Below are 26,224 nucleotides of genomic sequence, written 5' to 3' on the forward strand. Positions count from 1 at the left end.
TTGTTGCTGGTCGGGGGCAGATCGGCGCGGGGGCCTGTGTTTTATCGAACCTGCGCCGCGCGGGCTGTTACGGCGTCGGGGGCGTCAGGGCCAGCGGCGTGAGTGCATCGTGCTTCGGCAGTTTTTGCAGCAGGGCGGCGATCTCCTGTCCGGCGGCCGGGCCGCAGCAACACGATGTGCCGCCGGCATCGAAATCCGGATTGGCGATATGGCCCTGCTCGTCCAGGACCAGCAAGGCGTGTCCGGTCAGATCCTCTTCGTGGAGCACAATGGTGCGCACTTCGCCGGCCCGCAGGACCTCGCCCGAGGCCGTGACCACGGCCCGAAACGGTCCCCGGTAGAGGACCTTGCGCCTGGGCGGCAGGGCCAGCGGTTTTCTGGCCTCCACGGTGACGGAATAAAAATCGTGGCCGCCCACCACCCGGTAGGGAAAGCGCCGGATGATACGCATGGCGGTAAAGCCCGATTCTTCCAGGATGGCGAAAAGGTCGCGCTGGGTCAGCGTGCCGGAGATGCACTCGCCGCGCAGGGTCGGGTCGTTGCAGATGGCGGCCGTGGCCGGAGTTTCGGTGGCTACGTCGGAAAAGACGATGCGGCCGCCGGGTTTTAAAATTCGAAAAATTTCGGCGTAGAGGCGGCGCTTTCTGGTGGAGAGGTTTAGCACGCAGTTGGAGGTGATGCAGTCGGCTGTGCCCTCGGCCAGGGGCAGGGCTTCGAGATAACCCTGGAAAAAGACGGCATTGGCATAGCCGAGCACCTCGGCCGTGGCTGCTGCGGCCCGGGTGGCCCGGGCCAGCATGGCCGGCAGCATGTCGATGCCGATGGCCCGGCCGTCCGGACCCACCTGCCGGGCGGCGATCAGGCATTCCACCCCGGCCCCGCAGCCAAGATCCACCACGGTCTCACCGGCAACGAGGCCGGCGTCGGCAATGGGCGAGCCGCAGCCGTAGCCGCGCACCCGGAAAAATTCCGGGATGTGTTCGACCATCTCCAGCGGATAGCGCACGGGATTGACGATGTCGCCTTTTTCCACGGCCGCCGCCTCGGTGTAAAAATCCTTGATGTGGCCAAGACTCGACTGGCCGGCAATAGACAGCAGGCAGTTGGTATGGGCCAGGGCCACTTCGCCGTGGGCGTGGCAGCTTTCGTGGGTTTCGCCCATTTTCAGCCGCAGTCCCGGCCGGTTGGGGCGGGCGTCGGGCACGGCCTCGGCCTCGCGGCGGATCATCCAGGCGGCCAGGCGTTCGCGCAGGGGCAGATAGGGATCGGCGCCGTCGAAGCGGCCGGAGTGCCGCCAGGCATGGTCCGGGTCGCCGCCGCCAAGGACCAGCCGCCAGGGCGAGTCGGCCGTGGCGCTGGTGGTGCGGCGCAGGCTGTCGAGGACCGGGCTGGTTTTCCAGGCCGCCTGCAAGCCGCCGGCCGCGTCGTCGATGGGGGTGGCCAGGGCGGCTTCGCCAATGAGCGCCGGGCTGGGATAGAGCCGGCCGTCGGGGCCGACGGCCACCGATTCCCAGCCGGCCGTGGCGCCGTCGTGGCGGGTTGCGGCCGGGGAAAAAACCTGGCTGGCCAGGGCGGCCAGATTGTCGATGCTCAGGCCAGCTGTTTCGGCCCGCAGCGCCGTCTCGGTGACGGCGGCAAACAGGGCGTCGTCGCTTGGCCGGTCGTTGTCCCGGCCGCGTCCGGCCGCAAAATGCCACATGAGATGCAGTCCGGCCGCGCCGACGGCAGCCGCCAGATCGACCATGGCCGGCAGGTCGCCGACATTGGCCGTGGTGGGGCAAAAGGACAGGGTGAGGCCGAAACCGAGGTCCCGGGCGGCAGCCAGATCAGCCTTCAGGCGGGCAAAGGCCCCCTGGCCGCGCATGGCGTCATGGCGTGGGGCCAGCCCGTCGCAACTCGCCTGGAAATGGACCCGGTCCCGGGGCCAGCCGGCGAGCAGGTCGGCCTGGCCGGTAAAGCCCGTGCCGTTGGTGAGGATGACCACATGGCTGTCCGGGACGGCCAGGGCCGCGTCCACGATGCGGCCAAGATCCGGGTGGCAGAACGGTTCGCCGCCGGTCAAGGCGAAGACGCGGCAGCCCAGAACGGCCGCCTCCCGTATGCGGCGCAGGGCTGTTTGGGCCGAAAGTTCCAGGGCGGCGGCCGGGCCGGAGCAGAACAGGCAATGGCGGCAGGCCAGATTGCAGCGATCCGTCAGGTGCAGCCACAACTCGCCCAGGCTGTCCAGGGCCAGGGCGGCCTGACGGCCGGCATAGGGCGTGGCCTCGGCCGTTGGCAGGCGCGATAGAAACAGCGTGTCCTCGCAGCCGGCTGCAGTGCCGGCCGCCGCCCGGCGTAAGACCGCGTCGGCCGCCGCATTGGGCACGAACCAGTCCGGGCCTTGGGGATAGAGATAGACGGCGCTTTCGCCAACAGGCACACGGGTCCAACGGGCAGAATCGAACGACATGGCAAAGTCCCCTTGCTCGGGTGCGATGACGGCGTCCGACGGGCGGACGGCCCGGCCGGGCATTGTTCCCCTACCCCGAGGGGCGGAATCTGACAAGGCTTCAGGAAAGATTGAGCAGGGGCGAGGGCGCGGTCAGTGCCACCGGGCCTTGTTAAAAAGGCCGCGCTTTGACAGTTCGCTGGCTTTATAGCGGTCGAAATCAAAACCGCCGGGGACGATGCCGTGGCCGCGGGTCTTGGCGCACAGGGCAAGCAGGGCGGCCAGGGAGCCGGCCGCAAGGAGCCCGGTAACAGTGATGGTAATCCAGTGCATGGCACGTTCTAGCAGTCTGGACGCGCGCCGTCCATCCCAACCCGGAGCGCGCAGCCGGAGTTGGGGGAATGCAACAGCAGCGCCGAGGCCACGAAGTGGGGAGAACCTGTATCGCATACGGCACTCTTTGCGGCGCAGCGAATGTCGGCCGTCCTGCCCCGCCCCGGGCGTCTTTGCCCGGCCAGGGACGGTCCAGGGCGTTGACCCGGCCCGGCGGCTGTGAAAGTATTCCCGGCCCAGAGCCTTCCACTTTTTCGTAAAGGATACTCCATGACCGAACCGTGCCCCTGCTTAAGCGGCGCTTCGTATGCGGCGTGCTGCGGTCCCCTGCTGGCCGGCAAGCGCCGGGCTGAAACGGCCGAGGCGCTCATGCGCTCGCGCTACACGGCCTACGTTCGAGGCGACGCCGTCTACCTTGAACGCACGCTTTGGCCGCGAAAGCGCGTGGGCTTTGATGCCGCGGCCCTGCTGACCTGGAATGCGCAAACGAACTGGACCGGCCTTCGCATCCTGGCCACGAGCCAGGGCGGGGCGGCGGACGAGACCGGGGTGGTGGAATTTGTCGCTTCCTATGTCCGGGAACAAACGCCGGAGGAAGTGCACGAAGTCAGCCGGTTTCGCAAAAAAGGCGGCGTCTGGTTCTATGTCGACGGCCGGCTCGACGACGAGCCGGAACCTGCCGCGCCGGCAGTGGCCGCCGACGGTTCGCCGCGTCCCGGACGAAACGCCTTGTGCCCCTGCGGCAGCGGCAAAAAATTCAAGCGCTGCTGCGGCTGATATGCGTTTTCTGGCCACGGCCGCCCTCACCTTTGCCCAGACGCTCGTGGCCAAGGTGGCGCGGCCCGGCGACATCACCGTGGACGCCACGGCCGGCAACGGCCACGATGCGGTTTTCCTGGCCCGGCTGGTGGGTTTGGGCGGGGTGGTCCATTGCTTTGACATCCAGCCGGCGGCCCTGGCTGCGACCGAAGCGTTGCTCAAACGGGCCGCCCTGGCCGGCGCGGCGCGTTTGCACGGCACAGGCCACGAACATCTGGCCGAGGTCCTGCCGGCAGAGCATCGTGGCCGGGTGGCGGCGGTGCTGTTTAACCTGGGCTTCCAGCCGGGCGGGGACGAGACCGTGACCACCCGGGCCGAAACGACCCTGGCGGCCTTGGACGCCAGCCGCGATGTCCTGGCCGGGGGCGGGGTGATTTCGGTGGTGTGCTATACCGGGCATCCGGGCGGAGAGGAGGAAGCCCGGCGCGTGGGGAACTGGTGCCGGGAGCTTGATTTTGCGGCTTGGCGGGCGGCGCGCTACGAACTGGTCAACAAACCCGGCAGCCCGATCATCGTCTATTGCGTCGAAAAGGCCGCCCAGGCCGGCTGAGCCGGCCGACAGCGCATCGCCATGGCCGGAGTTTGCCCGGCGCATCCCGTTTCCGTCGCAGCCGCGCGGGCCGATCCAGACCGGCCCGACAAACTACGGCGTGGCCGCGGCAATGATCCGCATGGCCTCTTTCTGACGCGCCTCCAGGATAAGCAGAAACACGTCGGTCCCTTTGGGCCGGCTTTCCCACCAATCAGGATCGGCCAGGGCCAGGATGGCGTCGGCCACGGCCTCGCGTTTGTCCCGGGGCACGGCCCGCAGACGGGACAGGCACATTTCCCTGGCATCGGCCATCTTGGCCTCGCGGCTTGGCAGCTTCGTGCCGGCAATCTTCATGTCCAAATCCTTCTGGGGCGTGTCGCCGTGGTTTGGGTCGGGGGGCCGGCCCGAGGTCCGACCCAGGCCGGACCTCGGGCCGGCTCCGGCATCAATACGGGCATATCGTTACGAAAGAAAGAACGCTTCCCGGGCGTTGTCCGGCGTGGTCACGGAAACGAATCCCCAGGCGCGGCGCGGCCATTGCTCCCAGCCGCGCGGCAGGAGGCAATGGGCCGTCCGGCTGCGCGGGCCTGCAGTCCGGTCGTGGTCACCATTTGGTTTTGTCGAAAAGTCCACGCTTGGAAAGCTCGTTTTGCTTGTAGCGGTCGAAATCGAAGTGTCCCTTGACCGACTCGCCGTCGTGGCCGTGGCCGGCCATGGCAAACAGGCCGACCAGGGCGGCAATACCCATGGCGATGCAGATAAAAATCCATTCCATAGTTGACCTCTATCAGGGAGGCGGGCGCTTGTCATGCTTCTTGGGAGGAGCCGGCCGTCTGCTGGTGGAATAGTGCAACCGAATAATATGTTGGGATAATTCGTGGTACTCTTTTTGGCGGTAGTCGCCACTGCGGAGCATTATCCTGGCGTGGCCGGGAGTTATTTGTCTGAAGCACAGCTCCTCTAAAATAGATACAAGTGAGAATATCCGTTGTACCAATGTATTGGGACTTTTTTGCATGTGGCAGCGCTGCGGAGCCTTTGGCCTTGGGTTGTCTACGGGCCGGCTTCTGGTCGGGAAAGGTGACTGCGGTAGTGGACGGCGCGCCTGGGGACATTGCCAAACCGGACGGCGAGGTCGGGCGGGTCAGGCTTTTTGCCGTCAGAGTCCCGGCCCCGGACAACGCCAAAGCCGATGACGCGCAACAGCGGCCGGCTTATGGCGCTCCAGTGGGGCGGCGTGGTCGAGGTTGGGCCCAGGGGCCTCGGCAAGGACGGGCAGGCGGTCGCCCGGGGATCGTCGGACAGGAGGCTGCTGCGCGTGTCCGGCCTGGACAGCGGGAATTGTCCAACTTTTCTAATAAAACAAAATGGATCGGGGTACGTTTCCGAAGCCCGGGGTTTTGGACTGTTGCAGGGATTTCTCCTTGCAGGGCAGGCGCATCCCTCGGGGGATATTTTTACGAACCAATATTGTTGCCAGCTAATAACAGAATGCGTTGCTGGGGTACGGGTTCATGTTGTTTCTAGAGGGCGTGTAATTCATGTATTTGTAATAATATTGAAGCCTTATTTGTAGAACGTTCGATGGTGACGATCAAATTCGCGCTTTTCCGCGTCAGTACACGCCCTTTTTTCAAGAGTAACCTGCATGCTGTCAACCGCCCGCGGCGTACGCAACAGAAGCGCAATGTCTTTGTTTTGGGCGTAAAGGGCTTTCCCGGATTCGCTGAAAGAGTATAAAATGCCGGTCACCGAGAAACGATAGTCCCGCCATCCTACATACCAGGCCCAGTCGGTATAGTATTTAAGGCTCATTTCGTTGAAGGCCCGGACATGCGTGGGGTCTTGCCAGGCCCCGTAGGACAGGTCGTAGGGTACTTGCAGGGACAACACTCCTCCGACGCGAAGCAGCGTCAGGAAATTGGTCATTGTCGCGATGGCGTCGGGCACATGTTCCAACACGTCGTTGGCGATGATTTCCCTGAAGTGCCCGGCGGGCAGGGTGACGTCGCCAAATCGCCTCGTCGCGTAAACGATTCCCTGGGAGAGGGGTGCGGAAAGGTCGAGCAGAATGTCCGGCCGCCATTGGGGGTTGATGTCGATATTCAGGTCTGTCTCTTTGAAATCCTTTCCCGAACCGGCGTTTAACCGCGTCGGCAGACTTCGCCGGCCGCTCGGGCGGGGGGCTGCCTCGCGGGCGGCGTCCGCCAGGATGTCGGCATAGGGGCGTTTGGTGAAACAGCTCTGGCCGCGCGCCCCCTGCTCGGCGCAATGCTCGGGGTGTGCCAGCAATCGGGTGATAGTCTCCACAAGCGCTTCATACGGCGCAAAAGCGCATGTGTCTTCGAATGCGGGCGGCACCGTGGTGTCTGCGTTGCGTTCGCAAACAATCGTTTTCTTGTTGGCGAGAAGAAAGCCCATGCGGACCTCTTCGAATATGCCTGGCGTATAATAGTGCATATTTAAGACTATTTTGGACCGCGCGATCAGAAAATTACGTTCGTGCCCAAATATTTTTCCAACCGCGACCGCGTTTAGGCCACGCTCAAGTAATGCGTCGATGATCGACTGCCGTCGTTTGTTCATCGATCCGTAGAAGAGGACATCGATGTCCTTTGGATAATCATCCCGCAAGCAGACCATTTCAGGAACATATCCAAGCGGTATGTGGCGAATGGATGTTGCTTTGAAATTTCTTTTCAATATGTCTATATTCCTTTCGCTGTAATCCCAAACCGTAAAATTGCACAGTGATTCAATGTAGTGCGGTTGAAGTGCTTTGCTCCCTTTGGTGATTTGCTCGATATTATAAATTATAGAATTTGGTGGAATGTCGTTGAGAGGAAAGTCCGGGACATCCTGCAACCCAAAGATGATGTTGACGGACTTGTCGGAGAGGTCTCGTGTCAGGATTTCGACGGCGTAGCCCATGCCGGAAAGGGCGTCTCGCAAAGGATAGACGACGTCCTCAGCCGCCCTCCAATAGACGTCATTGGGTTGTGCAAGAATAGCAATGCTGAAATCCATGGCAATCCCTTGCGCCAAAGGTGTTCGAAGTCGTACGAGCGACAGTGGTCCCCATCGATACTAAGCGATTTTTCCTTGTAAAATAGCAAAGAGGCCACTGCCAGTCGATGAGGAATTTTGGTCTTGCGGCGGCACAGCCGGGGAATGGTCGGGACGGACATCGGCCGGGGCAACGCAAAAGGGGTTCCGGTGATAAACCGGAACCCCTTGAAATCTCTGGTGGGCCATCAAGGACTCGAACCTTGAACCAACGGATTAAGAGTCCGCTGCTCTACCAATTGAGCTAATGGCCCGCGCTGCACTCATGCGCGGCGAAGACGGGGTCTACGCAGGTGGGGGGAGTTTGTCAACGACTTTGTGAAAAAATATGACGGCCCGGTGACGCCATTTGCCGTTTGCCTAGATATGGAGTATAAACCACGTTTCGGTGATGATTACCGCCGCGACGCGGCGCATACATAGGGCGTACATGAGCCATATCCTCGGCATCAAGTTCCGTGACCACGGACAGGTTTACTATTTCGAATCCGGCCCCTTTGTGGTGGCCATGGGCGACGACGTGCTCGTCCAGACCGAGCAGGGCCTCGGCATGGGACGGGTTGTCGTCGTGCGCGACGATCCGCCCGAAGCCGCCCTGGAACAGGAACTCAAACCCATTTTCCGGTTGCCCACCCAGGAAGACGTCGACACCCGCCGCGAGAACGACCAGCTCGCCCGCGAAGCCCATACCTGGTGTCGCCGCTGCATCGAAACCAGGAATCTGGAGATGAAGCTCGTGGACGTGGAAGTACTCCACGACCGCACCAAGATCGTTTTCTATTTCACCGCGCCCGGCCGTGTCGATTTCCGCGAACTGGTCAAGGATCTGGTCAAGGCCTACCACACCCGCATCGAACTGCGCCAGATCGGCGTGCGCCACGAGACGCAGATGCTCGGGGCCATCGGCAATTGCGGCCAGATCTGCTGCTGCCGCCGGTTCATGCGCAAGTTCGCCCCGGTCACCATCAAGATGGCCAAGGAACAGAACCTGTTCCTCAATCCCACCAAGATTTCCGGCATCTGCGGCCGGCTCCTGTGCTGCCTGTCGTTTGAGCAGGAGAACTACGAGCAGTTCCAGAAGAAATGCCCCCGGGTCGGCAAGAAGTTCGCCACGGCCTTTGGCATGGCCAAGGTGCTGCGCACCAACCTCTTTCGGGAAACCGTCACCGTCCTTGACGAGGCCGGCGACGAACGCGAGATGACGGTGGAGGAATGGACCCAGGCCGTGGAAAACCGTCCGGTTGCCCCGGAAGGCGTCATCGAAGCGGCCGACGGCTCCCGCCCCGACATCCCGCGTTTTGAGCCCCCCCGGCCGGACGCCCCCCGGGCCCCGTCGCCGCGCCCCGAATCCGGCCGCTCCGCCCCCCGGGGCGAATCCCGGCGCAGCGAGGGACCAGCCGGCGAACGGCGTGGGGCCGGCCGCGACCAGCAAAGCCGTGACCAGGGCCGCGACCAGCAAGGCCGTGGCGACCAGGGCCGCGACCAGGAGCGCCGCCGTGGCCGCGAAGCCGGCGCCCCGGCCGCGCCCCGGGCAGCCGCCGCTCCTGGCGCTCCCGAGGGCACAGGCCCCGACGCCGCCGCTGCCGCAAAGGACGCCGTTCCGGCCGGGGCCAACCCGCCCCAGGGCGAAGGCCGCGTCGGAGCCGGCCGCTCCTCGCGCCGGGGCCGTCGTCCCGGCCGCCGCCCCCCGCTCCCCGGCGGCGAGGCCGCTCCCGAGCAACAGCCACAACCCCGTTCGAGGCCCAAACGCCCGGACGCCCGCCAAGGCGGCAAACCTTCTCGTGAACCGGAGAGCGGATCGTGAATCGTTTTTTCATCACCACGCCCATATACTACGTCAATGCCAAGCCGCACCTTGGCCACGCCTACACGACCATCGTGGCCGATGCCATGGCCCGGTTCCATGCCCTGCGCGGCGAGGACGTCTTTTTCCTGACCGGCACCGATGAACACGGCGACAAAATCGCCGAGGCGGCCGCCAAGGCCGGACAGACGCCCAAGGAATACGCCGACGTCATAAGCGGCCTGTTTTCCAGCCTGTGGCCGGCCCTTGGCATCACGCCGACCCGTTTTATCCGCACCACCGACGCCGACCACATCGCCGCTGTCAAACGCGCCTTGCAGCTGGTCTACGACAAGGGCGACATCTACTTCGGCGAATACGGCGGCCACTACTGCAAGGGCTGCGAGCGGTTTTTGACCGAAAAGGAACTGGTCGACGGCCTGTGCCCGGACCACAAGGTCAAGCCGGACTATATCGCCGAGAAGAACTACTTCTTTCGCATGTCCAAGTACCAGGGCCAGCTGCTCGACCACATCAAGGCCAACCCGGATTTCATCCGCCCGCGCCAGTACCGCAACGAGGTGGTCAGCCTGCTCGAATCCGGGGCGCTCGACGACCTGTGCATCTCCCGGCCCAAGTCGCGTCTGACCTGGGGCGTGGAGCTGCCCTTTGACGCCAATTTCGTCACCTATGTCTGGTTCGATGCCCTCATAAACTACCTGACCGCCGCCGGCTGGCCCGACGCCCCGGATTTCCCGGCCTGGTGGGGCGCGGCCGAGCATCTGGTGGCCAAGGATATTTTAAAACCCCATGCCGTGTTCTGGCCCACCATGCTGTTGGCCATGGGCCTGCCGCTGTACAAGCGCTTAAATGTCCACGGTTACTGGCTGGTGCGCGACACCAAGATGTCCAAGTCCCTGGGCAACGTCGTCGAACCGGCCGCCATGGCTGCCCGGGCCGGCCTGTCCGGGATGCGTTATTTTCTGCTGCGGGAGATGGTTTTCGGGGCGGATGCGAGCTTTACCGACGAGGCCTTTGTCGGCCGGTTCAACGCCGATCTGGCCAATGACCTGGGCAATCTGGCCAATCGCACCCTGGCCATGGCCGCCAAGTATTTCGGCAGCGTCATGCCGGCCGAGGCGGCCGCCGACTGCGCCGATGACGATCTGGCCCAGCTGGCCGAAGCGGCCGTGGCCAATTACCTGACGCTTTTTGCCTCGGCCCAATTCTCCCGGGCGCTTGACGCCCTGTGGGAACTCGTGCGGGGACTCAATAAATACGTCGACGCCATGGCGCCCTGGACGCTTTTCAAGGAAGGCCGCACCGACCGGCTGGCCACCGTCATGCGAAACGTCCTTGGCGGTCTGCGCCAGGTCGCCGTCTGCCTGCTGCCGGTCATGCCCGAAGCGGCCGCCACGCTGTTAACCCAGCTCGGCCAGGACCCGGCCGCCGTCAAACTGACTGACGAGGCCGTGGCCTTTGCCCCGCTTGCGGCCGGGACCCAGGTGGCGCTCACTTCCAATCTCTTTCCCCGCCTGGAAGTCGCGGCCAAGGACGAACCTGCCCCGGCCCCCAAGGCCAAAGCGGCCAAAGAGGCCGGCAAGGCCAAGGACAAGGCCCCGGCCGCCAAGCCCGGGCCGGCGGCGGAAGTGGACTACGAAGACTTTGCCAAACTCGATCTGCGCCTGGGCAATGTCCTGTCCGTGGCCCCGGTGCCCGGAGCCGACCGGCTCTACGCCGTGTCCGTGGACATTGGCGAGGACGCGCCCCGGCAGGTGGTGGCCGGGCTGGCCGAACACTTCAAACCCGAAGAGCTGGTCGGCCGGCAGGTCACCCTGGTGGCCAACCTCAAGCCCCGAAAATTGCGCGGGGTCGTCTCCCACGGCATGATCCTGGCCGTGCGCCATGCCGGCGGCATGGCCCTGGTCGGGGCCTCGGTCCCGGTCGCCCCGGGGGACCGGGTTTCATAGGCAAGGATTCCGGTTTTTTCAAAAAACGCGATTAGTTCCAGGAAGTTGACTTGCTACTGCCGTGTGATGCGAATCGTCGAAACTGTTCCGGTTCTTGTGTGTCGGCCGGTCGGACCACGTGGGGTGGGTCTGATCGGCCGCCACCTCTTTCCATTCCCATTTGTGTCACGGGGGGCGTATGCGTGTATCCCTGCAATTGCGGTTGACCCTGACCACCATCTTCGGTTTTGCCCTCGTCGTCCTGGCCGCCAATGTCGCGGCCAACTGGCGGCTTTCCAGCGCCATCGACACCGCCAAGGCATCGTTGGCCCGGGTTGAACGCGACCTGGGGAGCACGGATCAAAGCACGGCCCGGGCCGATCTGGCCGCGCTGTCCAAACTGCTCGACGCCGCGCCCGGCGAGGTCCTGACCGCCTCATCCGTCACCTCTGTGGTGTGTGCCGCTGTTCTCGTGACCCTGTTTTTGCTGCTGCTTGGCCGCAATCTCATGCGCCCCCTGGAACTGCTGGCCGCCTATGCCACCCGGGTGGGCGAGGGCCGCATGGAGCGGCTCCCGGACGATCCCCGCTTCATTGGCCGCCTGGGCCTTTTGCGCCAGAGCCTGGAAACCATGGTGGCGACCCTGGACAGCCAGCTGCATCTGGCCAAAACCCGCGCCGCCGAAATCGAGGAACATGCCGCTGCCGCCGAAAAAGCCTCCCGCGAGGCCAGCCGGGCCGTGAAAAAGGATGAAGCCAGACGCCTGGGGATGCTTGGAGCCGGCGAAACCCTGGAAAGCGTGGCCGATTCCATCAAGGAGGCCACACGTTCGCTGCGCCAGGAAGCGCGCGACGTCTCGTCCGGCGCGGAAGAGCAGAAAACCTGCATCGACGAAACCGCCGACTCCGTGGCCGTCATGGTGGACGCCACGGTCGCCGTGGCCAAAAGCGCCGAGCAGGCCGCCTCGGCCGCCGAGGAAGCCCGTCGCCGGGCCGCCGAAGGAGCCTCGGTCGTGGACGACTCGGTGGCCGCCATCGGCAGGGTTTCCACCCTGGCCGCGTCGCTCAAATCCAATATGGCCGACCTCGGCCGGCAGGCCGAATCCATCGGCCAGGTCATGACCGTCATTTCCGATATTGCCGATCAGACCAATTTGCTGGCCTTAAATGCCGCCATCGAGGCCGCCCGGGCCGGCGAGGCCGGACGCGGCTTTGCCGTCGTGGCCGACGAAGTGCGCAAACTGGCCGAAAAAACCATGACCGCCACCGCCGAAGTCGGCAAGGTCATCCAGGCCATCCAAAGCGGCACCTTTGAAAACATCCGCCACATGGACGAGGCCGCCACTGCCGTGGACGACGCCACCACCCTGGCCGGCCAGTCCCGGGCCGCCCTTGGCCAGATCGTCACCCTGTCCGGCGACGCCTCTGCCCAGGTAGTGTCCATCGCCAAGGCCTCCGATGAGCAGGTGGCGGCCAGCGAACGCATCCAGGCCGCCATCGAACGCATCCGCGACCTGTCCGGCCGCACCACCGACGGCATGGTCCGCTCCGCCGCCACCATCGAAGCGCTTGGCGGGGAAATCGAAGAACTCATCAAGCTAAACGGCGTCTTCAAATTGATCGGCCAGGGAGCCGCCCAGGATGCCGTCGAAGAGCTGGCCGGGGCGTCCGAAATGGCCGCCCTCGACCGTTCCGCCATGGAACGCCTCATGCGTCAGGCCCTGGCCCAAAACACCTTTCTGGAACTCCTCTACGCCACCGACGCCAAAGGGATTCAAATCACGGAAAATATCGCGCCAGCAGGGTTTCACGCCGCCTCCACCGGGTCCGTTCGCGGCAAGAACTGGTCCGGCCGTCCCTGGTTCACCGGCGTCATCGCCAACCAGGATACCGCCATTTCCCCCATCTACATGTCCGAAGCCTCCAACGAATACTGCCTGACCATCTCCACCCCCATCCGCATCAACGACCGCATCGTCGGCGTGCTCGGAGCCGATATCAAGGTGTTCGGGTAGGGAGCGGGGGCAGGGACGGAAAGGCGAAGGCGAAGAGTGCCTCCGGCGGCCAAAGGGCTGAGCCCTTTGGAAACCCACCTGGGGTTGGTTCGATGTGGCCGAGTGCATTGCCGAGCCGGGAAGCGAACGTTGGGCAAGAAAAGACGAGAGCGGGCCGGGGCCGCCAAGCCTTCCCCCATCCGCCCCGGTCTTCCCGTCCAGGGGGTCCGGGGGGGATGATCCCCCCCCGGCGGGGTCTGGGGCAGCGCCCCAGCAGCGGCTTAGGGCGTGTAGGCTGGCAGGGTTTTTTCTGCGTCCGGGGCGGTGAGGATGAAGACGTCCAGGCGAAGGCCAACGGGCAGCTCGGCCGGGGCGTCCACGTCGATGAGCGTTTCGAGAATGCGGGTATCGTTTTTTTCGGCCGGTTCGTCGGTGCGGATATTTTTCTTGCCGAGTATTTTGGCCACCCGGACCACGGTTCCGGTGAAGCGGCGCTCCCCGTAGGCCTCGGCCATGAAGACGGCTTTCTGGCCGGGGTTGACCCGGGAGATATCGCGTTCGTCAACGTCGGCCCGCACGCGCAGCCGGCTGATGTCGCCCACCGTGACCACCGGGGTGTCGAAGGACACGGACACCATCTCGCCGGCCCGGCGGTGTTTGCGCAGCACCACGCCGTCGATCGGCGAACGGATGACGGCCTTGGCAGCCAGGGCTTGCGCTTCGGCCAGACGGGCGCGGGCTTCGGCCGCCTCGGCCATGGCCCGCTTGACGTCTTCCTCGCGGGCCGGATCGTCCACGAGGCGGAAGCGTTGCCGGGCGGCGTCCATGCGGTCGGTTGCGACCTTGTATTCACGTTCGGCCCGGTCGGCCTCTTCCTGGGAAAGCACTTCCTTGGCCAGAAGTTGGCGGCGGCGCTGGTGTTCGATGCGGGCCACCTCCGAGACGGTGCGGGCCTCCTGAAGGGCGGCTTTGGCTTCCCGGCGCTCCATGTCCCGGGCTCCGGCCAGTACCTTGGCCAGGGCGGCTTCGCGGGCGGCCAGGACCTGTTCGGCCGCGTCGATGCGGGCGGCAAATTCGTCGGCAGCCAGCCGGGCCAGGATCTGGCCCTGTTTGATCACGTCGCCTTCCTCGGCGCTCACTTCGGCCAGTTTGCCTGCAATATCAAAGCCCAGGCGCATTTCCTCCGAGACCGGCTCCACCCGGCCGGGCGCGGCCACCCAGGCCGGAGTCGGGGGCATGGCCGTGGAGGGGGCGGCGGCCGGGGTCGCGGCCGTTACGGGCACTGCCTTGCGGGGCTGGGTATTGACGCGCAGCCACAGCGCTCCGCCAACGATCATGAGGACGGCCACAAGCAGAACGGCCCCGCGCTGCATCATACGAATTCCTGCCCCTGGCCGGCGATGCGGCCGTCTTCGATGCGGATCACCCGGTCGGCAAAGGCGGCGATGCGGGCGTCGTGGGTGACGATGACTACGGAACGGCCGTGGGTGACGGCCAGCTCGCGCAACAGGCCGATGACTGATTTGCCGGTTTCGGAGTCCAGCGCCGCGGTCGGTTCGTCGGCCAGCAAAATTTCCGGTTCGGCCACCAAGGCCCGGGCAATGGCCACGCGCTGCTTCTGGCCGCCGCTTAAGTCCCGGGGCAGCACCCGAAATTTGTCGCCAAGGCCGACGGATTCCAGGGCGGCCCGGGACCGGGCCACGGCATCGGCCTTGCCCACCCCGCGCAAATCAAGGGACACGCGGACGTTTTCCTCGGCATAAAGCGTGGGGAAGAGGTTGTACCCCTGGAAAATAAAGCCGAAATGGGCCAGACGCACCCGGGCCAGCTCGGCCTCGGGCAGGCCGGCGGTTTCGCGGCCCATGACCGCCACGCTGCCGCTGGTCGGGGCCAGGATGCAGCCGAGGATGGAAAGGAGCGTGGTCTTGCCGCTGCCCGAGGGTCCCATAAGGAGCACGACCTCGCCGGCCGCCACGGCCATATCCACGCCGCGAAGGGCCGGCACGGCCACTTTGCCCAGGGTAAAGGTCTTGGCCACCCGGCGGGCCTCAAGGAGCGGTTTTCCCGGCATCATGGCTCAGGCCCCCCGGAAGACCATGGCCGGGTCGATGTGGGTCACCTTGCGGATCGACACCAGCCCGGCGGTCACGCACATGGTGACGGTGAGGAAAAACAGGCCCACGGCCATGCCCGGCGGCAGCAGGATGGAGGCCCCGCCGCGTTCGGCCAGGGAGACCAGGAAATAGCTGATGGCAATGCCAAAGGTATAGCCGACCAGGGCGGCGGCCACGGCCTGGGCCACGATGATGCGGTGGATGTAGCCGCCGGGTGCGCCCATGGCCCGAAGCGTGCCGAATTCCGGCAGATGGTCCACGGTGGTGGCGTAGAGGGTCTGGGCCACCACCACGCCGCCGACCACCAGCCCAAGCGAGGCGGCGATTAAAAGCGCCATGCCGGCTCCGGTGGTGAACATCCAGTAATACTGGGTTTTTCCGGAAAATTCCTCGCGCGTAAAGACGTCCACGTCCGGAACGCCGGCCCGGATGGCGTCGCGCAGGGCCTCGGTTGAAAGGCCGGCAACCGGGCGCACCAGCAGATAGGTGCTCTGGCCCCGGGCAAAGCCGGCGTATTTGAGACCGTTTTCAAACGACGTGAAGATGTAGGGGGAGGTGGTAAACGACCGGATGCCGCGAGTCAGCGCCACGATCCTGGCCCGGCGGTCGTTGATTTCGGCCCGGTCGCCAAGGCCCGTGACGCCGAGCTTGGTCAGGTAGAGTTCGTCCACGGCCACGGCGTCGGGCAGGCGCAGGGCGTTTTGGCTGCCGGCGGTCAGGGCCCAGGGCCGGCCCAGGCCCGAGGCCGGATCAAAGCCCACCACCTCGATCGATTCCTGGCCGCCGGCCGGCTTTTTCCAGTTGGCAAAGCGCACGATGAACCGTTCGGCCTTGGCCACGCCGGGAATGCCCAGGACCTGATGGAATTTCTGGTCGGGCAGGGGGTGGGTGACGTCAAAGTTGCGCACCCCGCGCGAGGCCACCCAGATCTCGGCCTCGGTGTTGTCGATGACGCAGGAGGTGGCCCGGGTGAAGCCGACAAAGAGGCCGCCCTGGACGGCGATGAGCACCACGGCAAAGACCACGCCGGTCAGCGTGACGGCCAGGCGCACGCGGTCGTGCAGGAGATTGCGCAGGGCAATGCGGATGATCATGGCAAAGCGCCGGCGTTTCCAACGCTTTGCCGGCTCCTTGGCGCTACCGTATCCCGGCGCGGCGGTAAAGGGGAAAGCGCCGAAACGAAAGCGGCGCTGCATCGCTGCAACGCCGCTTTCGCGAAAACGCGGAACGCCAAACCATCAGCCATCCAAGGAGGTTTCGGGCGGCAGCCGGTCGGGTGGAGGATTCCCTGGCGTCTGCCCCCCGGGCACCGGGGTCATCTGGTCTTATACAAAGGCCGTGCCAAATGCGAAAAAATGTCGCCAACGGCCCGGCAGGCCGTTTGGCCATACAAGCCCGACCGCCAAAATGCCAACGCGCCCGACGATTGTGTAGGGCGCGCGACAATTTTGTAGGCCGGACCGGCGACGGCTACTGCATCCGCACCGCGCCCTCGCCGGCGAAAAAGACGGCGCCGGCCGGGGGCGGTCCCTTGGGAGCCACGGCGTTTCGCGCCTTCTGGGAGCCGAAGATCGCCTTGTAGCCAAAGGAAACGGCGTAGTTGCCGGCGGCGTCGCCGGCCGGGGACAGGTCGAATTCAAAGGGCACGGCCGCGCCCTGGCCCAGGGCCATGCCCTTGTAGGGCTTCTCGCTCTCGGCGATGACCTCGCCGGCCGGACTGCGCAGATAGGCGGCCAGGGTCAGTTCTTCCAGGCGGTCCACCCAGGGGGGCAGATCGTCGGAAACCGGCACGGCCCGGCCCTGAATCCTGTAGCCGTCGCCGGCCGGCTTGCCGGTGAATTCAAACCGGAAATATTTCATGGGCAGGGTCGTGGGCGTGGCCGCCACCACCGGCCGGGACTCCAGGTGCGACACCGTGGTGCGGGCGCAGCCCGCCAGCAGCCCCAACGCCAGTACGGCCAGGACCAGAAGCGGGCGGCCACCAAACAATCGCGCGACGTCCATGTCTCCCCCTCGTTGCGGTTCGGCCTCGTGTTGCGTCCGGTCCTTTCCCTGGCTCCCTGCTCGGAAGCAACACGGAAAAGAGATGCGCTCTGTTCCCAAAAAAGTTTTTGCGAACGCGCCGCTATTTCCCGGGCGGGCCGGCCAGGATCATTTCGGCCAGGGTCAGGTCCACCTTGGGCGGCCGACCGGGCCGGCTGCCCCATAATTCCATCTCCAAGGCCGCCAGCCGGCGCAACAGCGGGGTGCGGTCCATGGCCTTGGCCCCGCCGCCGGCGGTCAGGGTCTGGCAGGGGCCGCAGCCCGGGAATTCACGGATGTGCATGCCGGCAAGCAGGATGTTGGGCACGCCGTGGAGCCGGCAGATCATGAGACGGTGTTCGTAGAGGCCGCACAGGCCGTCGTCGTTGACCGGGCACATGGCTGTCGGCGTCTGGCCAAGGGCGAGGCTCTCGCGCACCGCCGCAACATAGGCCCTGGCCCGGGCCTCGTAGGCTTCCCGGCGCTCGGGCGGTAGTTTGGCCAGCCCCTCGTGCAGATACAGCCACTCGGCATGGGTATGGTGCTGGAAAAAGCTCACGCAGCAGTTGTCTGCGCAGCCGGCGCAGGAAAGCCCGGCGGCAGCGGCGGCCGCCGTATAGGCCGCGTCCATGTCGGCATACAGCGACGCCAGTTTTTTAAGCACTCCACGGGTGCGCGAGGCCGGAAACGATGCAGTCACGACTGGATTCCTTGCAAAATGTGTTCGAGGCAGGCCTCAGGCGTCACCCCGCAGCTCACCACCGTGATATCGGCGGCGGCGGCGTAAAGGGGTTGGCGCTCGGCATAGACATCGGAAAGGGTCATGCCCCGGGGCATGACAAAGGCGCGCTCGCCGGGATCGCCCACCCGGGCCAGAAACGTGGGCAGATCAATGGACAGATGGACCACCGGCCCCATGGCTTTGAGCCGCTCCATGGCCCGCGCCCCGTAGATCACGGACCCGCCCGTGGCCACCACGCAGCGCTTGAGGCCAAGCCCGGCCACCACGTCTTCTTCGATGCCGAGAAACCCGGGCAGGCCGTAGCGGTCGAGGATGTCGGGCAGGCGCTCCCGGCACTGGGCTTCGATGAGACGGTCGGTGTCCAGGCAGGCCCAGCCCAGACGCCGGGCCAGCAGGGTCGCCAGGGTTGATTTCCCGGCCCCGGCCATGCCGATCAGGCTCACGCACCGTTCATCCGATACCCGGCCAAGAAGTGTGGGTTCCATGCCTGCCGCGTCCCATTGCCCTGTTGTTTGCGCATGCTAGCCTATTTTCGGCGGAATTCAAACACACAACCTCCGACGTTGTCAGCGGGGCGGCCTTTGGCTACAAGGATGCTCCCGACGGCGCACTTCGGCGTCGGGACGAGGAAGGCCATGTCGGAAAATTCGCTCCACATCATCACCGCCTACGTCGAGGACGCCAGCGCCCTGCGCTCCCGGTTTTTCGCCGAGAACGCGGAGCTTGTCGACAAGACGGCCCGCACCATGGCCGTGTCCCTGGCCCGGGGCGGCAAGATCCTTTTTTGCGGCAACGGCGGTTCGGCTGCCGACGCCCAGCATCTGGCCGCCGAGTTCGTCAACCGTTTCGAACTGGAACGTCCGCCCCTGCCGGCCCTGGCGCTCACCACCGACTCCTCCGTCCTGACCGCCATCGGCAACGATTACGGCTACGACCGGGTGTTCGCCAAGCAGGTGCAGGCCCTGGCTGCGCCGGGCGATGTGGTGGTCGGCATCTCCACCTCGGGCAACAGCCCCAATGTTCTGGCCGCCCTGCGCGCCGCCCGCGACAAAGGGTGCGCAACCGTGGGACTGGCCGGACGCAACGGGGGCATCGTGCCGCTTTGCGACTATGCACTGCTCGTGCCTCATGAACGCACGGCGCTCATTCAGGAAGTGCACATCACCATCGGCCACCTGCTGTGCAAGCTTGTGGATTATTATCTTTTCGAGGCGGTCATGGAGCTTGGCCCCTATCTCGAAGACCGATAAGACGACACCCCCGGCCCCGGCCGGTCATGCCAAGGAGCATCTGTCCATGCCCATGTACGAATATTGCTGCAACAAATGCGGCGCCCAGTTTGAAGAGATCGTTTCCAGTTCGGCCACGACTACGCCGATCTGTCCCAAATGCGCGTCCGGCGACACAAAGAAACTCATGTCCGCCTGTCGCACCCGCACCGGCGGCGGCCAGACCGGGGCGCGCACGGCCACATCCTCGGGCGGCGGCTGTTCCGGCTGTGCCGGCGGCAACTGCGCCTCCTGCCATTAAAGGCGGGCCAACGACGACTCCTGAAGCCGGCCCGCGCCCGGTCTGTTGCCAACGGCGCTGGCCGGTCCACGCCAAACCCGCGTACGAAGCGCCTGGATACACACATGCGTGAAAAACTCGTCATCGCCACCCGCGGCAGCAAGCTCGCCCTGTGGCAGGCCAACCACGTGGCCGCCCGGCTGCGCGAAACCTACCCGGGGCTTATTGTCGATCTACTGCCCATCAAGACCAAGGGCGACATCATCCTGGACGTGCCCCTGGCCAAGGTTGGCGGCAAGGGCTTGTTCGTCAAGGAAATCGAGGAAGCCCTCCTCGACGGCCGGGCCGATCTGGCTGTCCATTCCATGAAGGACGTGCCGGCCGAGCAGCCCGAAGGCCTCGTGGTCGGCATCATCCCCGAACGCCAGGACCCCTGCGACCGCCTGTTGTCGGTGGCCTACGATTCCCTGGCCGCCCTGCCGGCCGGGGCCACGGTCGGCACCAGCAGCCTGCGCCGCAAGGCCCAGCTGTTGGCCCTTCGCCCGGACCTGTCCATTGTCGACCTGCGCGGCAACCTGGACACCCGGGTGGGCAAGCTTCTGGACGGCCGGTTTGACGCCATCATCGTGGCCGCCGCCGGCCTCAACCGCCTGGAATTGTCCGCGCCCAAGTCTATGCGCCTGGGGCCGCCGCAGTTCCTGCCCGCCGCCGCCCAGGGGGCGCTTGGCCTGGAATACCGCCTGGACGACCCGGAAACCGCCGCCATGCTGGCCTTTTTCGACCATCCTGAAAGTCACGATACAGTGGCGGCCGAACGGGGGTTCCTCGCCCGCCTGGAAGGCGGCTGCCAGGTGCCCATTGCCGCCTACGCCACCCTCTGCGGCGGCGCCCTGCACCTTGAGGGCCTGGTGGCCGACCCGGAAACCGGCAAGACCTTCCGCGACGCCGTCACCGGTCCGCGCTCCCAGGCCGTGGCCCTGGGCCAGGCCCTGGCCGACATTGTCCTGGCCATGGGCGCGAAAACAGTCCTGGATGCCGTCTATACGAGCAGTTCCTGACGCATGCTCAAATCCGTCCTCAAAAATCTGCTCTTGGGACTCGTGGCCGTCGGCATCCTGGCGGCCATGAGCACCATGGCGCTCGAGAGCCGGCTCAACGTCCACCCCGACGAACTGGATCACGTCAACGCCGGCCGCTATTTCATTTCCTACTGGGATTTCCCGGCCCTGGACGACCCCAGGCTCTCCAATACCTTCAGCAACTATGGCGTCACCTATCTGCAACAGCTAGACGTCGTCTATTTTTTTGCCGGAAAGTTTGCCAAGCTCGTCAGCCCGTTTATTGGGCCGGACTACATTGCCCTGCGTTTTTTTAACATCTTTCTCTTTGCCGTCCTCATGGGCCTGTTTCTCCGGCTGCCGGATAACCGCAAGATTGCCTTTCTGCCGCTGTTCATCACGCCGCAAGTCTGGTACGTCTTCAGCTATTTCAATGGCGACGCCTTCCCCCTGTTCCTGTCTTTTTGCATGGTCTACGCCGTGGCCCGCCTTGATCCGCCGGTCCTTCCGACGCCAACGGGGCAGCCGGCCGCAAAGACCCGGCTTCTCCTCATACTGGGCATTTTGCTTGGATTTATATGCATCTCCAAACAGAACTACTATGTCCTGGCCGGTTTCACTTTGGCCTTCTTCGGCGTCTGCGGCCTGGCCGCCCACAACCTCAAAGCCGCGGCCAAAAACGCCGCTCTGGTCTTCCTCGTGGCCGCCACCCTTTTTGGCGCGCGTTGGGGCTATAACGTCTACGTCAATCGCACCGTACGCCCCGAAGTGCCCACCCTAAACGCCGAAAAATACGCCATCAAAGACTACAAGCCCTCCTCCCAGGAAGCAGGCACCCAATTCTGGGGCCTGCGGATGCGCGAACAGGGCCTGACCTACCCGCAACTCTTCTCCATCTGGACTTGGCATATCTGGACGTTTCGCACCTCGTTTGGCGTCTACGACTACATGAAAATTTACGCCCCCTTCATCTACTACCGCTACGTCGGCTACGTCTTCTGGGCCTTGACCGGGGCCCTGGCCGTGGCCCTGGCCCTGCACGGCGGGTCCGGCGGCATTGCCGCGCTGCTGGTGTTTCTCACGTTCGCCGGGCTGACCATTTTCCAGTCCACCTGGCATTCCTGGGTCAATGATTTTCAGGCCCAGGGGCGCTATCTCTTTCCCATCGGGGCCATGGCCGGCATGACCCTGGCCCGCTTTGCCAAGGCCGTAAACCGGACCTTGCCCGTTACCGGCGTCCTGGCCGCCGCCATGCTGGCGCTGTCGCTCTATTCGTTTCTCTGGGTCGGGCTGGCGCAGATTCCAAAATAGAGCGAGGGCCGGACTGCCGGTCTGGAGACGTGGCGCAAGGAGTGCGCATGCTGCTGGATTCACCGATTTTCCTGTATTATTTCCTGCCGATTGTGCTGGCGGTGTTTTACCTGTCGCCGCCTGGGGCGCGGGGCCTTGTGCTGCTTGGGGCCAGTGCGGTCTATTTTGCCTTGGCCGATGCCGCCGGACTGCCGGTCCTGGCCGCGGCCATCCTCGGCAATTATCTGCTGGGCCGGCTGATCGGCCGGGGGCAGGGGAAGGCCCGGGAGTGCTTGACGGCCGTCGGCGTGGCCGCCAACCTCGGCCTCTTGGCCGGCTACAAGTACGGCGGCGGCGCTTCGCCCCTGGGCATCTCGTTTTTCACCTTCGGGGCCATCGCCTATCTTATAGACGTCTCCCGCGGCGGGCTGGCCCCGGAGAGGAGCCTTTCACGTTTTGCCGCGGCCATGGCCTTTTTCCCGAAGATCACCGCCGGTCCCATCGCCCGGTTCGGGCCGCTTTTCCCGGAACTCGTCCGGCCCCGGCCCACTTTTGAGGATGTGCGGCAGGGCGCCTGGCGGGTGGCGGTGGGGCTGGCCAAAAAGACGCTCGTCGCCGGGACGCTGGCCCCGCTGGCCGATGCCGCCTTTGGCCGTTCCAGCGGGCTTGACATGGGCACGGCCTGGCTGGGGCTGGCCTGCTACACAGCCCAGATTTATTATGATTTCTCCGGCTATACAGACATGGCCGTGGGCCTTGGCCGCCTGTTCGGGGTCCACCTGCCGGAGAACTTCGAGCATCCGTATGTCTCGCGCTCGGTGCGTGAATTCTGGCGGCGCTGGCATATCTCCCTGTCCTCCTGGTTTCGCGACTACCTCTATATTCCCCTGGGCGGCGGCCGGTGTGCGCCGTGGCGGGTGCAGGCCAATCTGCTCATCGTCTTTGCCCTGTGCGGCGTGTGGCACGGGGCGACGCTCAATTTTCTCATCTGGGGCCTGTGGCACGGCGTTTTTTTGTCCCTGGAGCGCACGGCCTTTGGCCGCTGGCTCGATGCCCGGCCGGCGGCCTTGCGCCATGCCTATCTCCTGCTGTCCGTGATGCTTGGCTGGGTGCTGTTTCGGGCCACTGATTTTGCCGTATCGGCGCGCTATTTTTCGGCGCTGTTTTCCTTTTCCACTGAGGGGTTCGCCTACACCTGGATGGTGGATGCCACCCGGCAGCGGCTGACTGCCCTGGCCGTGGCCGTGCTTTTTGCCATGCCCCTGGACCGGCTGTGGACAGGGGTGTGCGGACGCTTCGGCGACCGCGCCGCGTCGGTTGCAGCCACTGGCCAGCTGGTGGCCATGGCCGGATTGCTGGCCGCCTCGGCCATGATCATGGCCGCCGGCGGCTATGCCCCTTTTATCTATGCCAGGTTCTAGTCCTATGGTCCGTATTGCCGGTTTCCTTCAGATCGCAGTGTTTGTCGTTTTTCTGGCTTCGCCCCTGGCGTTGCCGCTTGTCGGGATTTCCGGCGGTCGGCTGGCGGTGGAGAACAGGCCGCTGGCCGCGTTGCCGTCCCTGGCCCAGGCCTGGAGCAATCCGGCCGGATACGGTCCGGCCCTGGCCGCCCATGTGCGCGATGCCGCGCCGTTTCGGGATCATCTGATCCGGCTTGGCAGCCGGGTCCGGCTGGCTCTTTTTGACGAATCGCCGGTTCCCGGAGTCATCGTCGGCCGGGAGGGCTGGCTGTATTACAACCTCGAACAGGCCCTGGACGATTATCTCAATGTTGTCCCCCTGTCCGAACACGACATGGACGAGATGGTGCGCGTCCAGACCGAGCGCCGGGATTGGCTGCAAGCCCGGGGAGTGGCCTACTGCATCGTGTTTGCGCCCAACAAAGAGCGGGTCTATCCGGATTTCCTGCCGGCGGGCCTGCATCCCCTGGCCCCGACCTCGCGTCTGGGCCAGATCGTGCCGCGTCTGCGGGCTGCCGGGATTGCGGTCCTTGATCTGCGCGAACCCCTGACCCAGGCCAGGACGATCCAGCGGACCTACCTGCAGACCGACACGCATTGGAACGGCTTTGGCGGCCTGGTCGGGGCCTCGACCCTGGTTGCGGCTCTGGGGCGGCAGTTCCCGGCCATGGAAGCCCTGGACATCCGAGACTACGAGCTTTTGGCCAAGGACCGTCCCGGCGGGGATCTGGCCGAGATGCTGCTGTTGCCGGACATCTGGCAGGAGCACGATATTGTGCCGCGAAAGCGGACCCCTGCCCTGGCCCGGCCGGCCTCGCCCGGGAACTATCCCGATCCGGCCGATCACCCCGAGCGGGAGCGGGCGGCCTATGAAACAGGCCGGGCGGATTGGCCCCGGGCGGTTTTCTTCCATGATTCCTTTGCCCGGGCCATGCAGCCGTTTGCGGCGGAGCGGTTTTCCCGGTCAGTCTTCTTGTGGACCCATGCGTTTTGGCCCGACATTATCGAGGCCGAACGGCCGGATGTGGTTGTTTTGGAAGTGGTCGAGCGCTATGTTTTTGCGCTGCTGGTGGATCGGGAGCCAGTTAGAAATGCTCATTAAATTAGGCTGGTTGGAGAGGCGGATAGCCTCTCTGGCCTTGTCTGTTCGAAATTCCCGTACTGTAGTTGCTGAGGATTTATACTGAGTGGACGATTGGTGCGCCCTCGTGGAGTGTCGCTTGGCCGGGCACTCGTATTCTGGAATTTTGTTGGCCTGTTGTTCGGAAAACGTCGTCTTTCAAAAATATTATTACGGTAATATTCGGCCGCTTTTCGGAAATATTGGGGAAAAGGCTAGCCAAATTTTTGGTGTATAAGAGGAACAATAGTCTTTTTGTTGCAGATTTTGACAGTGTTGCTGGTGTATCTCAGTTGTCATGGAGACTGGCAGTGCGTTGCTTGCACGGGACTGAGGGAAAGAAGATACGGAGCGCGCGCGTCCGGTGTTGACATCACGGCGCGTGGGGGATAAATGGTGCTATCCTCAGTTGTGCAGACCTGCGGGATACTTTTGGCAAGTGGGTTGCGGGGCAGGGGATTTTTAGAAAAAGTGGTGAGGGAATTGCCACAAGAGATCGATTTGGGAGGGCAACATGGCAACATTATCCGGTAGCGGCGGACTGTTTGATTTCAGTTCGCTTTTTCAGAACCTCAACCTTGGCGGGACGTTAGGCTCCACCGGTTTCGGACTTGATCTGACCGGCGGAACGGGGTTCTCCCTGGGTACCAATCTGTTCGGAACGGGTGGTACTGGTCTTGACTTCACCTCTTTGTTTAGCGGAACCGGCTTTTCGTTGGACTTCAGCGGCCTTGGCGGCACCTCGGGCAGCCTGTTCGGCTCCTTTGGCGGCGGCGGCCTGGATTTCTCCTCGCTGTTCGGCAGCGGCGGCACGACCTTCAACTTCTTCTCCTAGCACTCCAGTTTTTTGGTGCGATAAGAGCTTGGCAACCACCGGTTGCCAAGCTCTTGTCATTTTCCCCGCCCCTGCCCTAGGGCCGCAAGGACTGGCCGGCCCCGTTTTTGGGCGTGGTTATTTCCCGTGGGCAAAAGCCGCAAATCGCAGGTCTTCGTTGCGGATATGCCCGATGAACCAGGCCCCGAGAAATTCCAGGGTCTCCAGGGACACAAGGCCCGGTCCCTCGCCGATGCGCGCTTCCAGTTGCGCCGCCATGGCCCGAAACGTCTCGTGCAGGCGTTGGTGCGCGGCAACCTCTGGATAGTTGTGCCCCAGCATCAGTGCTTCCTCGTCAGCAAAATGCCCGTCCGCGTACAGGCGCATTCCCTGGAAAGCGTCCAGGACGCCCTGGCGGTGCTGCCCGGTCTCAATCTGGCTGCTGAGTTCCGTCAGCATCTCCAGGAACAGGCGGTGCTGCTCGTCAATGGAGTCAAAGCCGGTGAGCAGAGTGTCGTCGAACTGGGGTTGCTGCATGGGATGCTCCTCGCTAGCGGGGGAGGTAGCCGTGGTCCGGGGCGGCTTTCTTGGCCGGGGCGGCTGCCGGGGCCTTGGGCGCGCCGTGGCGTTCCTGCCAGCAGGCCCGTTCAGCCTCAAGCAGGCCCCAGTTGGTGAGTTTGAGCGTGGTGCCTGCCCCGAGTTCCGGGTCCTCGCCCTCGGTGCGTTGCAGAATCAGACTGATCGGCCGCAGCCGGGAATCGGAAAAGCCCCACTTGTTGCCCATGGTGCGGCCTTCGAAGTCGCCCTTGTATTGGGTCGGATCCCCGTAGCGCTTGAGCATTTCGCCGCTTATGGTGCGAAAGAAATCCAGGCCGTCGTCGCGGTAGCGCATCTTGATGCGGGCCACGGTTCCGGGAGCGGCACAGACGCCGACCAGGACGTAGCCGCCGGAGAAGAACTTGTCGCCTGCAACCGGTATCTTTTGCACCCAGGGGGAGTCGTCCATGGTGCGCGCCTTTTGGGTGTGGATGCGTCCCTTGGCCTTGGCCACGGGTTCGCCAAGGCCGATGCCGGCCAGTTCGGTCGGCGTTTCAGCCAGGGCGGCAGCGGCGCAAAAGGTCAGCAGCAGGGCGGCAAGGCACAGGATGCGTAGGGTCGGCATAGGGCACTCCTCTTGCGAACACGTCGCGCC

Annotated in this window: 25 protein-coding genes and 1 tRNA gene; 12 read left to right on the top strand and 14 right to left on the bottom strand. The window is 64.5% G+C overall.

The annotated features are described in order from the left end of the window. Positions 1-67: 67 nt before the first annotated feature. Both NY78_RS15580 and NY78_RS15585 read right to left on the bottom strand, forming a co-directional pair. Entirely contained in the window at positions 68-2,449 is a 2,382-nt protein-coding gene (locus tag NY78_RS15580; protein ID WP_043638022.1) for a methyltransferase domain-containing protein, read from the bottom strand. 132 nt (positions 2,450-2,581) lie between these two features. Beyond that, positions 2,582-2,761, bottom strand: coding sequence for a hypothetical protein (locus tag NY78_RS15585; RefSeq protein ID WP_043637875.1), 180 nt, complete (start codon positions 2,759-2,761; stop codon positions 2,582-2,584). A 270-nt stretch (positions 2,762-3,031) separates the two neighbouring features. Between NY78_RS15585 and NY78_RS15590 the strand changes: the two genes are divergently transcribed. Together NY78_RS15590 and NY78_RS15595 are read left to right on the top strand one after the other, a co-directional pair. Further along, positions 3,032-3,538: a YchJ family protein gene (locus tag NY78_RS15590; RefSeq protein ID WP_043637877.1), complete on the top strand. Its 507-nt coding sequence runs from the start codon at positions 3,032-3,034 to the stop codon at positions 3,536-3,538. A gap of 1 nt (position 3,539) precedes the next feature. Then, complete coding sequence (locus tag NY78_RS15595; protein ID WP_043637879.1) at positions 3,540-4,130, top strand: tRNA (mnm(5)s(2)U34)-methyltransferase; 591 nt, start codon at positions 3,540-3,542, stop codon at positions 4,128-4,130. A gap of 93 nt (positions 4,131-4,223) precedes the next feature. Here the strand turns inward: NY78_RS15595 and NY78_RS15600 are convergent, their stop codons facing one another. The 4 genes from NY78_RS15600 to NY78_RS15610 all read right to left on the bottom strand — a co-directional run bounded on the left by NY78_RS15600 (position 4,224) and on the right by NY78_RS15610 (position 7,432). Then, positions 4,224-4,466, bottom strand: a complete 243-nt coding sequence (locus NY78_RS15600; RefSeq protein WP_043637881.1) for a hypothetical protein — start codon at positions 4,464-4,466, stop codon at positions 4,224-4,226. A gap of 250 nt (positions 4,467-4,716) precedes the next feature. After that, positions 4,717-4,887, bottom strand: a complete 171-nt coding sequence (locus NY78_RS25275; protein WP_197084264.1) for a hypothetical protein — start codon at positions 4,885-4,887, stop codon at positions 4,717-4,719. A gap of 791 nt (positions 4,888-5,678) precedes the next feature. Then, positions 5,679-7,139 (bottom strand): methyltransferase domain-containing protein, encoded by a 1,461-nt coding sequence (locus tag NY78_RS23195; protein ID WP_053062242.1) that lies wholly within the window; start codon positions 7,137-7,139, stop codon positions 5,679-5,681. Positions 7,140-7,356: 217 nt separating this feature from the next. Then, a tRNA-Lys gene (locus NY78_RS15610) sits at positions 7,357-7,432 on the bottom strand. A 176-nt stretch (positions 7,433-7,608) separates the two neighbouring features. Between NY78_RS15610 and ricT the strand changes: the two genes are divergently transcribed. The 3 genes from ricT to NY78_RS15625 all read left to right on the top strand — a co-directional run bounded on the left by ricT (position 7,609) and on the right by NY78_RS15625 (position 12,924). Further along, the gene (ricT, locus tag NY78_RS15615) at positions 7,609-8,982 is read left to right on the top strand and encodes a PSP1 domain-containing protein (protein ID WP_043637882.1); all 1,374 of its coding nucleotides are present in this window, start codon (positions 7,609-7,611) and stop codon (positions 8,980-8,982) included. Further along, positions 8,979-10,931: a methionine--tRNA ligase gene (gene metG, locus NY78_RS15620; protein WP_043637883.1), complete on the top strand. Its 1,953-nt coding sequence runs from the start codon at positions 8,979-8,981 to the stop codon at positions 10,929-10,931. The genes ricT and metG overlap by 4 nt, the downstream gene beginning before the upstream one ends. Positions 10,932-11,109: 178 nt before the next feature. Beyond that, positions 11,110-12,924: a methyl-accepting chemotaxis protein gene (locus NY78_RS15625; RefSeq protein ID WP_043637885.1), complete on the top strand. Its 1,815-nt coding sequence runs from the start codon at positions 11,110-11,112 to the stop codon at positions 12,922-12,924. A gap of 260 nt (positions 12,925-13,184) precedes the next feature. On the opposite strand, the gene NY78_RS15630 is transcribed toward NY78_RS15625, so the two are convergent. From NY78_RS15630 to thrB, 6 genes are all read right to left on the bottom strand, one after another. Beyond that, on the bottom strand, positions 13,185-14,279 hold the full coding sequence (locus tag NY78_RS15630) for an HlyD family secretion protein (protein WP_043637886.1): 1,095 nt from the start codon (positions 14,277-14,279) through the stop codon (positions 13,185-13,187). Continuing rightward, positions 14,276-14,977 carry an ABC transporter ATP-binding protein gene (locus tag NY78_RS15635; RefSeq protein WP_043637887.1) on the bottom strand — a complete coding sequence of 234 codons (702 nt, stop codon included), beginning with the start codon at positions 14,975-14,977 and terminating at the stop codon, positions 14,276-14,278. Before NY78_RS15635 ends, NY78_RS15630 begins: the two co-directional genes overlap by 4 nt. A gap of 3 nt (positions 14,978-14,980) precedes the next feature. Beyond that, complete coding sequence (locus tag NY78_RS15640; RefSeq protein WP_043637888.1) at positions 14,981-16,111, bottom strand: FtsX-like permease family protein; 1,131 nt, start codon at positions 16,109-16,111, stop codon at positions 14,981-14,983. 376 nt (positions 16,112-16,487) lie between these two features. Next, the gene (locus NY78_RS15645; RefSeq protein ID WP_043637890.1) at positions 16,488-17,021 is read right to left on the bottom strand and encodes a hypothetical protein; all 534 of its coding nucleotides are present in this window, start codon (positions 17,019-17,021) and stop codon (positions 16,488-16,490) included. Between the two features lie 121 nt (positions 17,022-17,142). Then, complete coding sequence (locus NY78_RS15650) at positions 17,143-17,739, bottom strand: hypothetical protein (RefSeq protein WP_043637891.1); 597 nt, start codon at positions 17,737-17,739, stop codon at positions 17,143-17,145. Next, complete coding sequence (thrB, locus tag NY78_RS15655) at positions 17,736-18,266, bottom strand: homoserine kinase (protein ID WP_043637893.1); 531 nt, start codon at positions 18,264-18,266, stop codon at positions 17,736-17,738. Before thrB ends, NY78_RS15650 begins: the two co-directional genes overlap by 4 nt. Before the next feature lie 150 nt (positions 18,267-18,416). On the opposite strand from thrB, the gene NY78_RS15660 reads away from it, so the two are divergent. From NY78_RS15660 to NY78_RS15690, 7 genes are all read left to right on the top strand, one after another. Further along, the gene (locus tag NY78_RS15660) at positions 18,417-19,031 is read left to right on the top strand and encodes a D-sedoheptulose 7-phosphate isomerase (RefSeq protein ID WP_043637894.1); all 615 of its coding nucleotides are present in this window, start codon (positions 18,417-18,419) and stop codon (positions 19,029-19,031) included. 46 nt (positions 19,032-19,077) lie between these two features. Then, complete coding sequence (locus NY78_RS15665; RefSeq protein ID WP_043637898.1) at positions 19,078-19,311, top strand: FmdB family zinc ribbon protein; 234 nt, start codon at positions 19,078-19,080, stop codon at positions 19,309-19,311. 104 nt (positions 19,312-19,415) lie between these two features. Beyond that, positions 19,416-20,348 (top strand): hydroxymethylbilane synthase, encoded by a 933-nt coding sequence (gene hemC / locus NY78_RS15670; RefSeq protein WP_043637900.1) that lies wholly within the window; start codon positions 19,416-19,418, stop codon positions 20,346-20,348. A 3-nt stretch (positions 20,349-20,351) separates the two neighbouring features. After that, complete coding sequence (locus NY78_RS15675; RefSeq protein WP_043637901.1) at positions 20,352-21,659, top strand: membrane protein; 1,308 nt, start codon at positions 20,352-20,354, stop codon at positions 21,657-21,659. Between the two features lie 47 nt (positions 21,660-21,706). After that, positions 21,707-23,059, top strand: coding sequence for an MBOAT family O-acyltransferase (locus tag NY78_RS15680; protein ID WP_043637903.1), 1,353 nt, complete (start codon positions 21,707-21,709; stop codon positions 23,057-23,059). A gap of 4 nt (positions 23,060-23,063) precedes the next feature. Continuing rightward, complete coding sequence (locus NY78_RS15685; protein ID WP_043637906.1) at positions 23,064-24,200, top strand: alginate O-acetyltransferase AlgX-related protein; 1,137 nt, start codon at positions 23,064-23,066, stop codon at positions 24,198-24,200. A gap of 532 nt (positions 24,201-24,732) precedes the next feature. After that, the gene (locus NY78_RS15690) at positions 24,733-25,053 is read left to right on the top strand and encodes a hypothetical protein (protein ID WP_043637908.1); all 321 of its coding nucleotides are present in this window, start codon (positions 24,733-24,735) and stop codon (positions 25,051-25,053) included. A gap of 117 nt (positions 25,054-25,170) precedes the next feature. Here the strand turns inward: NY78_RS15690 and NY78_RS15695 are convergent, their stop codons facing one another. Together NY78_RS15695 and NY78_RS15700 are read right to left on the bottom strand one after the other, a co-directional pair. After that, a complete protein-coding gene (locus NY78_RS15695) occupies positions 25,171-25,569 on the bottom strand; it encodes a bacteriohemerythrin (protein ID WP_043637910.1) in 399 nt (132 codons plus the stop codon). Between the two features lie 13 nt (positions 25,570-25,582). Then, positions 25,583-26,194 (bottom strand): hypothetical protein, encoded by a 612-nt coding sequence (locus NY78_RS15700; protein ID WP_043637911.1) that lies wholly within the window; start codon positions 26,192-26,194, stop codon positions 25,583-25,585. Between the last annotated feature and the right edge of the window lie 30 nt (positions 26,195-26,224).

Origin of the sequence: Desulfovibrio sp. TomC, assembly GCF_000801335.2 — a bacterium.
Classification (GTDB): domain Bacteria; phylum Desulfobacterota; class Desulfovibrionia; order Desulfovibrionales; family Desulfovibrionaceae; genus Solidesulfovibrio.